The organism is Deinococcus deserti VCD115, from assembly GCF_000020685.1.
In the GTDB taxonomy this organism is placed as follows: domain Bacteria; phylum Deinococcota; class Deinococci; order Deinococcales; family Deinococcaceae; genus Deinococcus; species Deinococcus deserti.
In genome coordinates, this window is sequence record NC_012526.1 from 1,614,819 (window position 1) to 1,628,961 (window position 14,143).

General features: G+C 65.3%; 12 protein-coding genes. 5 read left to right on the plus strand and 7 right to left on the minus strand.

Going from position 1 to position 14,143, the window contains the following annotated elements:
- Positions 1-3: 3 nt before the first annotated feature.
- A complete protein-coding gene (dxr, locus tag DEIDE_RS07685) occupies positions 4-1,170 on the plus strand; it encodes a 1-deoxy-D-xylulose-5-phosphate reductoisomerase (protein ID WP_012693383.1) in 1,167 nt (388 codons plus the stop codon).
- Complete coding sequence (locus DEIDE_RS07690) at positions 1,167-2,297, plus strand: M50 family metallopeptidase (RefSeq protein ID WP_012693384.1); 1,131 nt, start codon at positions 1,167-1,169, stop codon at positions 2,295-2,297. The genes dxr and DEIDE_RS07690 overlap by 4 nt, the downstream gene beginning before the upstream one ends.
- Positions 2,298-2,348: 51 nt before the next feature.
- Here DEIDE_RS07690 and alr read toward each other — a convergent pair whose 3' ends face one another.
- The gene (gene alr / locus DEIDE_RS07695) at positions 2,349-3,407 is read right to left on the minus strand and encodes an alanine racemase (protein WP_041227493.1); all 1,059 of its coding nucleotides are present in this window, start codon (positions 3,405-3,407) and stop codon (positions 2,349-2,351) included.
- 62 nt (positions 3,408-3,469) lie between these two features.
- On the opposite strand from alr, the gene DEIDE_RS07700 reads away from it, so the two are divergent.
- Positions 3,470-5,410: a hypothetical protein gene (locus DEIDE_RS07700; RefSeq protein ID WP_012693386.1), complete on the plus strand. Its 1,941-nt coding sequence runs from the start codon at positions 3,470-3,472 to the stop codon at positions 5,408-5,410.
- 67 nt (positions 5,411-5,477) lie between these two features.
- Positions 5,478-5,930, plus strand: a complete 453-nt coding sequence (locus DEIDE_RS07705) for a hypothetical protein (protein ID WP_012693387.1) — start codon at positions 5,478-5,480, stop codon at positions 5,928-5,930.
- 83 nt (positions 5,931-6,013) lie between these two features.
- On the opposite strand, the gene DEIDE_RS07710 is transcribed toward DEIDE_RS07705, so the two are convergent.
- Both DEIDE_RS07710 and DEIDE_RS07715 read right to left on the minus strand, forming a co-directional pair.
- Positions 6,014-6,697, minus strand: a complete 684-nt coding sequence (locus tag DEIDE_RS07710; protein WP_012693388.1) for an ABC transporter ATP-binding protein — start codon at positions 6,695-6,697, stop codon at positions 6,014-6,016.
- Positions 6,697-7,857 (minus strand): ABC transporter permease, encoded by a 1,161-nt coding sequence (locus tag DEIDE_RS07715; protein WP_012693389.1) that lies wholly within the window; start codon positions 7,855-7,857, stop codon positions 6,697-6,699. Before DEIDE_RS07715 ends, DEIDE_RS07710 begins: the two co-directional genes overlap by 1 nt.
- 248 nt (positions 7,858-8,105) lie before the next feature.
- Here DEIDE_RS07715 and DEIDE_RS07720 point away from each other — a divergent pair, with 248 nt between their 5' ends.
- Positions 8,106-9,371 carry a DUF4127 family protein gene (locus DEIDE_RS07720; RefSeq protein WP_012693390.1) on the plus strand — a complete coding sequence of 422 codons (1,266 nt, stop codon included), beginning with the start codon at positions 8,106-8,108 and terminating at the stop codon, positions 9,369-9,371.
- Between the two features lie 38 nt (positions 9,372-9,409).
- Here DEIDE_RS07720 and DEIDE_RS07725 read toward each other — a convergent pair whose 3' ends face one another.
- The 4 genes from DEIDE_RS07725 to DEIDE_RS07740 all read right to left on the minus strand — a co-directional run bounded on the left by DEIDE_RS07725 (position 9,410) and on the right by DEIDE_RS07740 (position 14,049).
- The gene (locus tag DEIDE_RS07725) at positions 9,410-10,309 is read right to left on the minus strand and encodes a DMT family transporter (RefSeq protein WP_012693391.1); all 900 of its coding nucleotides are present in this window, start codon (positions 10,307-10,309) and stop codon (positions 9,410-9,412) included.
- Complete coding sequence (locus tag DEIDE_RS07730; protein ID WP_242402887.1) at positions 10,306-11,085, minus strand: glucodextranase DOMON-like domain-containing protein; 780 nt, start codon at positions 11,083-11,085, stop codon at positions 10,306-10,308. The genes DEIDE_RS07725 and DEIDE_RS07730 overlap by 4 nt, the downstream gene beginning before the upstream one ends.
- A gap of 47 nt (positions 11,086-11,132) precedes the next feature.
- Positions 11,133-12,224, minus strand: a complete 1,092-nt coding sequence (gene proB, locus DEIDE_RS07735; protein ID WP_041227495.1) for a glutamate 5-kinase — start codon at positions 12,222-12,224, stop codon at positions 11,133-11,135.
- Between the two features lie 136 nt (positions 12,225-12,360).
- Positions 12,361-14,049 (minus strand): bifunctional metallophosphatase/5'-nucleotidase, encoded by a 1,689-nt coding sequence (locus tag DEIDE_RS07740; RefSeq protein WP_012693394.1) that lies wholly within the window; start codon positions 14,047-14,049, stop codon positions 12,361-12,363.
- Positions 14,050-14,143 lie beyond the last annotated feature (94 nt).

The following is a 14,143-nucleotide window of genomic DNA, read 5'->3' on the forward strand; positions in this document are numbered from 1 at the left end:
AACATGAAGGTTACGGTTCTGGGAAGCACAGGGAGTATCGGCACGCAGGCGCTGGATGTGGTGCGTGAACGTGGGTGGACGGTCAGCGTCCTGGCTGCCGGGCGCAATCTGGACCTGCTGGAAGCACAGGCGCGCGAGTTTTCCCCGGAATTGATCAGTGTGGACCTGTCGGTCTATGCGGAGGCCAGAGAGCGTTTCAGCACAGTCAAGGTCATCGCCGATCCCGGTGAAGCTGCTGCCCAGCCGGCAGACGTAGTCGTAAATGCCATGAGCGGGTTGCCAGGTCTGTCTCCGACCCGTGCGGCGCTCGAAGCTGGTCAGGCTGTGGCTCTGGCGACCAAGGAGGCCATGGTGACGGCCGCCGGGCTGATCTGGGCCGCCGCCGCACAGGGAGGCGGACGACTGGTGCCGGTGGATTCGGAACATACCGGCATCTACCAGTGTCTGACCGGCGAGCACCTTGAAGACGTCGCCGAACTGATTCTGACGGCCAGCGGTGGCCCCTTCCGGGATGGCCCGGCAGATCTCAGTCGGGTGACGCCGGCGCAGGCCCTCAAGCACCCTTCCTGGAGTATGGGCCAGAAAATCACCATTGATTCGGCGACCCTCATGAACAAGGGGCTGGAAGTGATGGAGTGCGCCAGCCTGTACGGACTGCCCCTGTCACAGGTGGGGGTGGTTGTCCATCCACAGAGTGTGGTTCATGCCGCGGTACGCTTCCGGGACGGCAGCCTCAAGGCACAGTTTGGCCCGACCGACATGCGCCTGCCGATTGCCTATGCCATGGACGCCGCGCCGAGCGGCATGCAGCGTCCGGGGGATGTGCGCGGCGCCCGGCGGGGAACCGAAGTGGCTGGGCATCTGGGCTGGCCGCTGGACGGAAGCTGGGAGTTCCGCAAGCCCGACATCACCCGGTTCCCTGCGTTGGGGCTGGCCTACCGGGCAGGTGAAGCAGGCGGTCTGCTGCCGACAGCACTGAATGCCGCCGACGAAGTGGCGGTACCGGCTTTTCTGGCCGGGGAGATTGGGTTCATGGAGATTCCAAAGCTGATTGAACGCGTGCTGGACGAGACGCCGCACGACACTCTGACCTGGGACAGTCTGGAACAGACCAGCGCCTGGGCCACTCAGCGCGCACGAGAACTGGTGCAAAGCGGGGTGCAGGCATGAGTGTCATTCAAGGCATTGCGGCTGCCCTGACGCCCCTGGGGCTGATCTGGACGGCCGTTCTGCTCAGCGTCGCCACCTTCCTGCATGAACTCGCGCACTACGCGTTGGCCAGGGCGCAGGGGGTACCGGTCAAATCTTTCAGTGTTGGCATGGGACCGGTGCTGCTTCGGCGCAGCTGGCGCGGCACCGAGTGGCGCCTGAGCCTGCTGCCGATCGGGGGCTACGTGGAGATTGACGGCATGGCCCCTGAGGAGGGCCCAGGCGGACAGTTGCGTTCCCCCACCCGGGGCTTTGCCGCGCTGCCTGCCCTGGGCAAAATTGCCGTCCTCCTTGCAGGCCCGCTGATGAATCTGATCCTGGCACTGGGACTGATGACCGCTCTGTTTTCCACGCAGGGCATGCCAGCCCCGGACCGGGCGCGCATTGAATCGGTCAATGCCGGTTCACGCGCTGAAGCCCTGGGCCTGAAAGCCGGGGACGTCATTACGGCCATCAACGGCCAGGACATCCCCGATATCGTCAGCACAGACGGACAGACCCGGGCCGGCTGGGAAACTCTGCGTACCACCCTGGCCCGCCCGGGACCCCATGTATTCACGGTGCGCTCTACACAGGGGGGTGCTGTACGAACCCGCGAGGTTCGGTTCGACTGGCAGCCGACCGTCAACGGTCAGCGCCAGTTGCTGGGCATCCGCTACGGCCCCGACATACAGCCGGTGAGTGTTCCCGCCGCGTTCGCAGCCTCGGTGACCACCACCGTGGAGGTCGTTCCGCAGGTGTTGCGCGCCTTCGGTTCCTTGTTTGCACGCTTTGTCACTCTGGACATTTCACGCGACGAAAACGTCAGCGGGCCCATCGGCACGGCCGAGATCGTCAGTCGCGCCGCGGAGCTGAGTCCGTGGGCGCTGGTTCAGGTGGCGATTATGCTTAACCTGTCACTGGCGTTTTTCAATCTGATTCCTATTCCGGGTCTGGACGGCGGGCGAATTCTACTTGTCCTTCTGGGCGCTCTCAAAGGCCGCCCGCTGACCTTTGCCCAGGAGCAGGCCATCAATATTGCTGGCTTTGCCTTCGTCATGATGCTGATGCTGTTCGTCGTCGTGCGTGACGTGAGCCGTTTTTTCTGAGACTTGCGAAGCTGATCCAGGGACGCAGCCAACCGAGTCGTCCACGCCGGTTTACGGAACGGCCACCCGCTCAACGCGCTCCCCCAATCCGGTCAGCACCTCGTACTCGATGGTGTCTCCCCAGCCCGCGACCTCACTGACTGTCAGGTCGCCGCTGCCCCAGCACTCCACCTGATCACCCGCGCGGACCTCCAGCCCGGTGACGTCCACCATGCACTGGTCCATACAGATCCGGCCGACCACTGGCCTACGCTCACCACGCACCAGAACATGGGCCCGCAGGGTGGCGTTGCGGGGATAGCCGTCGGCGTATCCAAAGCCGATTGTGGCAAGGGTGGTATCCCGCGGAGCCTGCCAAAGCCCGCCATAACTCACGCTCTCTCCGGCAAATGCCTTGTGGACCTGGGTTACGGTGGCGCGCAGGGTCATGACCGGGGTGAGGGGAACCACACGCTGCAGGTGGGCCGGCGCAAATCCGTACGACGCCAATCCTGGCCGGGAAAGCCCCATATCCCCCAGGTGTCCCAGACTCAGGATCCCGCCCCCGTTGGCACAGTGGGCCAGCACCGGAGGCAGGGCAGCGATCACGCTGCGAAATCGGCGAAGCTGCTCATGCGCAAAACTCAGGTCCTCTTCGTCGGTGGTGGCGAAGTGGGTATAGGCTCCTTCCAGAACGCCACGCTCGGCCAGCCTCTGTCCGATCCGGATGGCCTCGTCCGGGCGGGCACCCAGGCGGTTCATGCCGGTATCAACCTTCAGGTGCGCCCGGGCATGGACAGGCAAAGCCTCAGCCTCCTCCAGGGACGACACCGGCAGGCGCACGCCCAGGTCAGCCAGCGGCACCACCTCGTCCGGAGTCGGCGGAGTCAACAGCACCACCGGCCTGCCCAGGTTCAGGAGCGCAACAGCCTGCGCCTCTCGCGGAGTCGCCACGGCCAGTCCCCACACATCCGGGTGAGCGGCAGCCTGCCGGGCGATCAGCTCCAGGCCATGACCGTAAGCATTGGCCTTGACCGGCAGCAACAGGCGAGTACCGGCGCGGGCAGACAGGCCACTGAGGTTGTGGTGCAGGGCAGCTTCAGAGATCAAGGCGTAGGCACGGGACTGCATGCAGGCCATGCTACCCCTCTCCGGTTTGCCCGGCTCCGGGCGCGTGTATGCTTTTTTCAGTGATGCCACAACTCTCCTCCCGCCGCGCCCTCTCCTTCTCTTTGCTGCTCGGGAGCATGCTGCTGAGCGCTGCGCCAGCCCACGCACAGACTGGAGGTATCCTGCCGCTGGTATCGGTTGGTCAGAAATGGCCACAGGCTCAGGAAACCTATGTGATTCAGGTCTCGCCCCAGGACGCCGGCAAACCCCTGAACCTGGAAGTGTTTTCTCCTACCCTCAACCTGGCGGACTATGCCGACGGTCGCCGTGGTGAGGGCTATTTCGGAGATGAGCTGTACAAAACCAACGAGCCTTTCGAGAGCATCTTCACGCTCAGCGGGCCCGGCGGTCTGGTGGCGGAGAGGCGCTACGCGGCCAACCGTGCGCATACCTGGGAAAGCCTGTTTGCCGGTGGCCTGAATGCCGGCACCTACACGCTGAAGGTCAGCAGCAAGGGAGACGGAAAAAACTCCTTCGCACTCCGCGTGAGTGCGCCTTTCAGCCTCGAAACCAGCGATTTCAGTGTCAACGCCCGCGACACCGAGCAGACTCCCCTGCTGGCCGCCCGGCTGAACGTGCCTGCTTCCTGGGTGGGGAAAACCTTCAGTGTGCTGAATTACGACCTGGACGGCCCCCGTGAGGCTGAGACCTGGCTGGTCCGGCCGGGTGGAGCGCGGGTGGATCTGGCGCCCAGCGACAACGGCAAAACAGCCACCGACCGGGTGACTGTCACGGCAGACATGGTGGGCGAGTGGCAATTGTTTATCCGCGTGCTTCCGACCACGAGGCAGTACAGCAATGCGGTGCGCTACTCGTTCCGTCTGGGGGACCAGCCCACACCTGCCAGGGTCGGCGGCTTTACTCCTCCCGCCGACCTGAAGATCTCCAATCAGCTGCTTGTCGACGTGGTGGACCCGCAGGGCCGTCCGGTGCCCGGCGCGAGCTACGCCCTGATCGGCGAAACGGTCGTGCGTCCGGTGTTGCCCCCAGGCTACGTGCCGGTCAGCAGCAGCATCATTCAGGGCACCGGCAACATCGTCTCCCCCAGCGAGGTCCGCTACCAGACGGGCTTCAACAAGATCCGTTTCGTGGTCCGTCCTCCTGAGGGCCAGCTCACGGTGGACGCCGTAGCGATCTACGGTGACCAGCGTCTGCCGCTGACCGGCGTGCCCTTCGAGGTGGCGGGCCGGACCCTGACGACTCCAGCTACCCTGCCGCTGGCCCCAGGAGACTATCCGGTGAAACCAGGCGCCCTGCCGGGCAGCACCTTCGTGCAGCCTCTGCCGGGGCGCGTACCCGATGCAGGCACCGGCCGCGTGACCCTGGAGTACCGGGTGCAGACTGAACTGACCCTGATCACTTCGCCGGATCTTCTGAACGCCTGCGACGTTACACAGTTGACTGCCATAGCGAAGACGGCGTTCCCCTTCCGGTTGCCCAGCCGCCTGAAGCTCAACCTGCCTGCCGGCTGGACCAGCGACTACCCTCTGGAGATACCAGGCGAATTCACGCACGACCAGCCCCTGCGCCTGAAGGTCCCGGTGCGCGTCTGCCGGAGCGATACGGCCGAGGCCGTCCTTGACCCGGCCGGGCTGCGGACCACCGGTCAGACACGGGTCCGCAACCCAGGGGGTGCCAACGTCACCCGTAGTGTGCAGGGCGGGGCACGGGCTACCCTGGCAAAAAGTGTCGAAGCCGGACCACAGGGCTACGTTGTCACCCTGGTGCTGACTGTGGACAGCACGCTGGAAAACGTGCGCCTGATTGATCCCCTGCCGGGCACATCAGCCATACGGGGCACTCTTGGTGTCCAGGGACCCAGCCTCGCCAACCTGAACGCCCGGGTGGACGGCAACATCATTGTCCTGAGCCGGGTGATTCCAGGAACCTACACCCTGACGTACCCGCTGACCACTGACGTCCCTGCAGACCAGGTTGTGACGGTCCCGGATCTGAACTGGTGAGCAAAACGTGCAGGACCTGACTGTGGTTCCACGTTATTTCTTCATTCAGGGCAACTAAACTGAGTTCATGACGCGAGCCGCATCCTTTGTTCTGACCACAGCTGTGGTTGGCCTTGTGGGATGCGGCTCGCTGGGCAGCGGACCTGCTCCCCTGGCCGGTGACCTGCTCAGCGCTCCGACTGCACTGAACTTTAAAGGTCAGCTTCTGCGGCTGGAGGCCACGCCACGCCTCAACGGAGAAACCTTTGGTGTCAAGGTGCGGTTACATACCAGCCGCGCGCCGACGCCTCGCGTGACGCCGCTGAACGTATATGTCGTGACTGGCGGCGGCGTGTGGGACGCACCCTACCGCAGAGACCCGGCACCCAGTTGTGGCCAGACAGCCTGCGTGTCGGGTCTGGCGCGGGGCAGCGGCGACGGAGTCCAGAATGGAGAAGCGGTGCAGGTCGTCGTCCAGCTTAAGGACGAGCGGGGCCGGCTGTTCTGGCTGCGCGACTCCTACGCCCGCGTAAAACGCTGAACGGGAAGAGTCGTGGAGACATGACAGCTGGGCAGGCGGTAGGAGCCGGAGAGGATCCCCACCGCCTGCTCCCGCTTTCGCGTTCAGGCAGGCGTGACGACACCGTCCAGCACACTGAGATGATGATCCGCACGGGCGGCAATCTCGCGGTCGTGGGTGATCAGCACCACCGTGCGGCCGCTCCCGGCCGCGCCCTGCAACAGGCTCAGGACCCGCTCTCCAGTCCGGCTGTCGAGGTTCCCGGTGGGTTCGTCTGCCAGCAGGATGGGGGGGTTGCACGCAAGGGCACGGGCAATGGCCACCCGCTGGGCTTCCCCACCCGACAGCTGGGACGGCAGATGGCTGCCGCGCTTGTCCAGTCCCACCTGAGCCAGCAGGTCGCGGGCGCGCGCCTGACGCTCCCGGCGTCCCATACCGGCCAGCGTCAGTGGAAACTCCACATTTTCCTGGGCTGTCAGAATGCCCACCAGATTGTGGCTCTGAAATACAAACCCGTAGTGGGCCAGCCGGAAGTCGGCGCGCTGAGCTTCCGTCAGGTCGGTCAGGTCGGTCTCCCCCACCAGGACATGCCCGGTCGTGGGCCGGTCGAAGCCCGCCAGCAGATTCAGCAGGGTGCTCTTGCCACTCCCTGATGGACCGACCACCGCTGTCAGGCCCGCTGGAAAGGTGTACGTCAGTGGGGCCAGGGCCAGCACCCGGTCCTCTCCACTGGGGTACTCGCGGGACAGATTCTCCGCGCACAGCTGAACTTGTGACGGCGCGGTCATTACAGCCGCCCCAGCGCGTCGGTGATATTCAGGCGACTGGCACTGCGTGCAGGCAGCAGGCCCGAAAGCAGGCCCAGCAGCAGGCTGATGGTCAGGGCCAGCAGGGTCAGGCGCGGCGTGAGCGCTGCGGCCTCTACGCCCGCCAGTTGCTGGGTATAGAAATTGACCACCCCGATTCCGGCCAGGCCCAGCAGCAGTCCGCCAACGCCTCCCGCCAGCGACAGCAGCAGGGATTCAGTCAAGACTAGGGCCTGCACAAATCCTGGACGCGCCCCGATGGCGCGCAGGGTGCCGAATTCACGGGTGCGCTCGAATACGCCCATCATCACCGTGTTGGCAACCGCCAGTCCACCGACGATCACGGCAATCATGGAAATCCCAAACCGCACGGCGTCGCCGATGCGCAGGGCCCTCTCCAGAAAGTTCAGGAAGTCAGACTGGGTCTGGGCTTCAAGCTTCAGCCGGCTGGAAAGCGCGCCGGCCACTTCCCGGGCACGCGCAGGGTCCTGGAGCTTGACGGCCACCAGCGACACGCGGTTCTGCGCGCCCTCTGCGGCCTGCAAAGTGGACAGAGGCAGGAACAGAAAGCTGTCCACCAGCCCGGACTCAGGCTGCAGCACGCCCACCACCCGCACGGAGCTTCGCCGGTTGAGATTGAGCTGGCTGCCAATTTTCAGTCCCAGGTTCTGGGCGGCCTTGGCGCCGACGACCGCCACATTGCTGTTTTCGTCGCTGGCGCTCAGCAGCCTTCCCTGCGCCGCCGACACCTTGGGAAAAACCGCGTGGATTCCCGGCTGAGCGGGCAGACCATACAGCACCGCACTTCGGGAGGGATCAAAACCACCACGGACTGTCATCACTACTGGGGTTACGGACGCGATTCCGAGCTCGGGAGCCAGCCGCTGGATATCGGAGGCGACGCTCTGAGGCAGGTTGGGCTGCGGCGAGAAGCCCTGTGACAGGCCGTTCAGGCTGACTTGAATGTCGGGCCCGATGCTGCCCAGCTCTGCGCTGAAGACCTTACGAATCCCCTCACCCAGCGAGAGAAAAACCACCATGCTGGCCACTGCAACCGTGATTCCCAGCGCAGTCAGCAGCGTACGGACCTTGCGGCGGGTCAGTCCACGCCAGGCGAGTCTCCACAGGTCGGTCAGCTTCATGCGATGAGGCTACGACGTGGAAGGCGGGCCTTGTGCCTTAAGTTGCCTGGAGGTCAGCAGGCGCCCGGCTGCAGCAAAATCGCCCATACCGCCTTGCCCTCTTCACCCCAGTCCTGTTCACAGTTCCACCTGCTGATACCAGGCCGAGGCCTCACCTCTGACCGGTCGGATACGTTTCTCAGGTCCTGCGCAGTATTCACCCATGATTCTGTGGGTCTTCGCTCACGCTTTCCCCCTAGCCTGCCTGCATGCCACTGCGTTTTACACTTCCTCTCCTTGGAGCTGCGCTGACGGGTCTGGCCAGTGCACAGACGTTGATTCCTCTGGATTCCCGGCCGGCGACACGTGTCCTGCCGGCCCTGATCGCTTCCCTGGCAGGCGGCTCGCCTCAGGTTCCGCAGGCAGCGCTGCTTGGCGACGCCAAGCGCGGCGCTGATCCCGAAGCCCTGATGTCGTGGCTAAACTCCCGGCCTGCCAGCAGTGATCCGCTGATCGTGGCGCTGGACGCTCTGGCCTATGGTGGACTGGTGCAGTCGCGCACCAGCGAACTGACGGCGGCTCAGGCTGTGGCCCGCCTTGAACCCCTGCGCGCGTGGCAGGCCCGTACCGGGCAGCCGGTATATGCCTTTATCACCCTGCCCCGTGAACCTGACGCCACCAACCGGGCACGCAACCTGGAGGTTGTCCGGACCATGCTGGAGTGGGCCAGAGCCGGAGTCTTCAAGGAGCTTCATGTGACCTGGGACGATGCGCTGGCCAACAGCCCGGCTGTGCGCGAGGGCGCAGCACTGCAGCGCCAGGCTCCAGAGAACGTGCGCATCTATCCCGGTGCTGACGAGGTGCTGTCCATGCTGACTGCACGTGCGCTGACCCGCCAGGAAGCGACGGTCCGCGTGGAGTACAGCGTCCCTCAAGCTGCCCGGCAGGTTATCCGCTACGAGGGCATCACCCTGACCCAGAGCGCGGAAAACCATGCAAAAGCCAGTGGTTTCCAGGTGGTCGAGGGACCCGCGGACCTGACACTGTATGTCTTCAACGGCGGCGACCCGAGGCGTGCGGCCGTGCGGATCAGCACCCTGCTGCGCCAGGGACCGATAGCTGTGGCCGACGTGGAAAAGGTCAACCTGGGCAATACCCGGCTGTGGCGCGACCTGCAGACGCTGCGTCAGCATGCCAACCTGAGGGCGCTGGCAGCCTGGGGAACCCCGGGGAACAACCTGGGGAGCGCGCTGGCACATGCCAGAGTCAGTCTGGGCCCGGTAGACCCCGTGCGTCAGGACGCGCTGCTGGCCCGTGAGTTTGCCAATGACGTGATCTACAGCTCCAGGGTGCGCGCCGCTCTCCGGGCGTCTCTTCCGGAAGATCAGCTCAATACCGCGGCCGGTCAGGCCACGCTGCTCCGGTTGGCCCAGGAATACTTTCCGCTCCGGGTGGGACAGGAATACACCCTGAAGGATGCGGCCTTGCCCTGGGGCCGGTCCTACGAGTGGGACTTCAACCTGCAGCCTCGCTGAACATCACGCCAGGACCCTGTGCCCATCCGCCGGAGGCGCTACTCGCCGGCTGGATGGGCAGTCTTTTTCTCCACGCTGAGGATCAGCGCTGCGCCGATGACCAGGGCAGCCCCCAGCAGGGCCAGTGCCGAGAGCTGTTCTGCAAACAGGACCGCTGCCAGCAGCGCCGCAACGACCGGCTCCAGACTGGCAATCACACTGGCGCGGGTGGCTGGGAGACGGCGCAGGCCCGCACTGTATGCCAGATAGGCCAGATAGGTGGACAGCACAGCCATGGCGCCCAGGCTGCTCCACGCAGCTCCCGTTTTGGGGGCCCATTCTACGAAAGGCACCAGTCCCAGCGCGCCTACTGGCAGCGCCACGGCGTACAGTGCGGTCGGAGCATATCGGTCGAAATAGGCCTTGCCGTACAGGTAATACAGGCTGTAGGTCAGTCCCGAAAGCAATCCGAAGGCCAGCGCCGCAGCGGTAACGTTCACGCCCTGGCCGCCGCCCAGACTGATCAGGGTGATGCCTCCCAGGGTTCCGGCCACCGCTACGCCCTCACGGCGGCCCAGGCGCTCACGCAGCAGAGCCCAGCCCAGCAGCGCGACAAATGCCGGCGCGGTGTACAGCAGCACGGACGCCAGACTTGCTCCTCCAGCCTGAACGGCCAACTGGTAAGCCGCGTAGAACACGCTGACGCCAACCACACCGAATCCCACCGTGACCAGCAGGTCGCGTCCGCGGGGCAGCGGGCTGCGGGTCAGGGCCGCATGCAGGGCGAACAGTCCGCCCCCCAGCGCCGCGCGCCAGAACGCCACTTCCAGGGCTCCGACACCCGCGGCCTGGGCCTGCTTGCCCAGAATGCCCAACAGTCCCCACAACACCGCTGCCGCCAGGATCAGCAGCGGGGCGGGCACACGGGATGTCGCCCCGGTAGCGACCGCACCACTCATTGCCCTGTCCTCATCAGGCTGGCTGGCCGCCGCCAGACCTGCACCGTGGCCCAGATGGTCAGCAGCAGGCCCGCCAGGCCCAGACCGACCAGGGTCAGCGTCTGACGGTCGCGGGTCTCGCCTACGGGCGCCAGCGTTCCTGTGGTGAATGCCTGCGCGTCGTCTGCCGACGCCAGCACGTCTACAGGCGTAGGTCCACTGGCGCGGGCTGCCTGCAGCGCCAGCGGACTGGTGCTCTCAGACGGCCGCATGACACCTCCCGGCGACAGCGGCGAGAACACGCTGCTGGTTACCCAGTAGGCATAGCGCCCGGCCGGGATGGCCGTATCGATGACCAGATTGGTTCCTTCGACACGCACGCTGGGGGCCTCCAGCAGCGTTGCGGCGCCTCCCGGTTCGGTCGGGGCAGCATGCAGGGTGCTGCCGAAGCCAGTCACGCGCACGTGGTAGTGCCACCCACCTGATCCACGCACCTGCAGCCCGGTATCACCGAGCGTCCGGATTCCACCGACACTTGTACGTACGAAAATATCGCTTACGTTGGCTGAGAAACCCGAGGGCGCCTGCCATGGGTTGCCGATTTCACCCAGGCCAACGATCAGCCGCATGGTGCGGGGGCCGGATTGGGTCACAGTCTGTACGCTGAAGCTTCGCAGATCCAGCATGGACTCGGTCAGCGCAGGACGCTGCGGAAGGATGTAGCCACCGTCGCCACGCGCGTCACCCGCCGGGTCCTGGAAAGTCATAAGAGCAGCCGTGAGCAGGGGCAGGAGCACGTAGGGCAGTATAGGGACCACACCGGAACCTGCCGCCCAGCCCATCACTACAACCGGATCAGATCGTCCCGGTGTACCGCCTCGGGGCCATAGGTAAAGCCCAGCAGGCCCTCGATCTCGCGTGAGTGGTGCCCCGCGATGCGCGCCAGATCCACAGAGGCATACCGGCTCAGTCCACGGCCCACCTCGGAGCCGTCCGGCGCGAGCAGACTGATCGTCTGTCCCCGGCCGAAGGTGCCGTCTACCCGGTGGATACCAGCCGGCAGCAGACTGCCCCCACGCTCCCGCACAGCCTGCGCCGCCCCGTCGTCGAGGTGCACGCGCCCGGTAGTGATTTCGGCCAGGATCCAGCGCTTCCGGGCTTCCAGTCGGCTTCCGGAGGCGTGAAAGCGGGTGCCCAGGGCCTCACCGGCCACCACGCGGCTCAGGGCGTCGGGAGCGTCACCCGGGGCAATCACCACAGGCGTACCAGCGCGCGTCGCGATCTCGGCGGCCTGAATCTTGGTGTGCATTCCCCCGGTGCCGCGGTGGCTGCCGGCGCCGCCGGCCAGGGCCCAGATTTCTGGCGTGACACGGGCGACCTCAGGGATCAGGGTCGCGTGCGGGTCCAGACGGGGGTCTGCCGTGTACAGCCCCGGTGCGTCGGTCAGGATCACCAGCAGGTCCGCTTCCACCAGATTGGCCACGAAGGCTGACAGCGTGTCGTTGTCTCCCACTTTGATCTGCTCGACGGCCACCGCGTCGTTCTCGTTGATGATGGGCAGCACCCCGCGTGAAAGGCATCCTTCCAGGGTGGTGCGGGCGTTGAGATACCGGGTCCGGTTACGGAAATCGTCGGCGGTCAGCAGCACCTGCGCCACGTTCATGCCGTACAGGTCAGCCAGTTGCGCATAGGTGTGCATCAGCCGGCTCTGGCCGACGGCGGCCAGCACCTGTTTCTCGGCAACGGTCCGGTCCCGCGGCGGAAAGCCCAGTGTCTCCCAGCCGGCCAGCACGGCGCCGCTGGAGACCAGCACCGCCTCATGTCCCGCCTCCCGGACGGCGGCCAGACCCCGGATCAGGTCCACCAGCCGGGGACGATGCAGGCGGTCAGTGCCTGCGGTGAGCACACTGGTTCCCAGTTTCAGCACGACGCGCATGACGCCCAGCATAGGCCAGGCGGCGCTGCTCTCCTGCGGCGCCGTTCAGACACGCCGAAACACGTTAGGCGCGCCGTGGCTTTCTACAGAAGCGGGGTGCCCAAATGGGCACCCCGCTCCTGGGTGACTGTCCGCCTCAGTTCAGGCGCTTGATGCGCTCGGTGGTATCGGGGGTCACGGTGGACGCTTTCAGGAAGTTCTGGAAGGCGTCCAGGTCCAGGTCACCGCCCAGACGGTCTGTACCCTGCGCGAATACAGTGAAGTTGTCGCCGCCGTCAGCCAGAAAGCTGTTCAGGGCCACACGGTACCTGGCGTTCATGTCCAGCGGCTGCCCGTTGAGCATGATGCCACTTACCTTCTCGCCTTTGGGCTTGGCGTTGTCCCAGGTGTAGGTAAAGCCCTTGCTGACCTGCAGAATACGGTTCTGGCCCGCAGCGGGGTTGTCGAACTGCTGCTCCAGGACAGCCTTGATCTGCGCGCCGGTCAGGGTGATGACCTGCAGAATGTTGCCGAAGGGCTGCACGGCAAACACGTCGCCGTAGGTCACGGTGCGGTTGGGGTTGGGCACGTTGACCGGCAGATCAGCGCGGATGCCGCCGGGGTTCATGAAGGCCACCACGGCGCCGCCCTTGTTTGCGGGGCTGGTCGCGGCCAGCTGGCTGTCGGCAATCAGGCGGCCCAGCGCACTTTCACCGTTGGGGGTAGCGGTCCGGGTAATCTGCTCGACTCCCAGGGTCGCCACCACTCGCTGCGCGAGGGGATCGGTCATGCCTTTGGCCTTCTGGACCAGGGCCGTCATGGCGGCGTCCTTGGGCTGCTTAGCGGCGTCCACGACCACGTTGCTGGTTTTAATGCTCACCAGACGGTGCAGGCGGGTGTCGACCGTCAGGTCGAGACGCTGCAGCAGGTGGCCGTAAGCGTCACCCTGAATCACGGGGCGCTCCACCCCGGTGGGTCCGGCAACCAGGCAGTTGTAGCCGCGGTGGGTATGGCCGGTCATGATGGCGCCGACCGCGGGGTCAATACCTCCAGCAATCTTGACGATGTCGCCGGTCAGGGTCTTGCAATTGATGGTGTCGAACGTATCGCGACTGGCTCCACCCTGGTGAACCAGGGCAATGATGGCGTCGGGACGCTGACGGCGGATCTCGGGCATGACCCGGTTGATGGAAGCGGCCTCGTCTTCGAAGCGCAGTCCCGCCACACCGCTGGGGGTGACCACGGAGGGGGTGTCCTTGAGCACAGCACCCACGAACGCAATGCGCGCCTTCCCGACGTTGACCATCTTGTAGGCCGGGAATACCCGCTGGCCAGTCGTGCTGTCGAAAACGTTGGCAGCGATGTAGGTAAACGCGGCGCCCTTGAAGGCAGGATCGAACTTACAGGCAATCTCGGGGGCATTGCTGTCACAGCCGCCACGCTGGTAGCGCTGCAGTTCCTTGAGGCCGTAGTCAAACTCGTGGTTGCCCAGCACGTTGACCTGCATGCCCAGCGCGTTGAGTGCCTGAATGGTGGGCTCGTCACGCAGCAGGGCGCTGATCAGCGGGCTGGCACCGGTCATATCGCCCACTCCCACGAACACAGTGTTGGGGTTGGCCGCGCGCGCCTGCGCGAGCACGCCGCCGATGGCTTCCACGCCACCCGCCTGGACGGTCAGGGTCTTGGTGCGGTCGGCAGGGTCAGGCACACGGAAGCTGGTAGGCAGCAGATTGCCGTGCAGGTCGTTCACACCAATAATGGTGACGTCCTGGGTCGTAGGGCCAGAAACCATAGAGCAGCTGCTGAGCGTGAGGGCTGCACCGATCAGGGTAAGGTGGCGTTTCATGTTCGCCTCAGCATACTTCGCAGATCGTCGGCGAGAGGTCAGCTGACCGCCAGCGGGAGCCCTCCGGGACAGCCTGACCGGGCAGGAGCCTGGG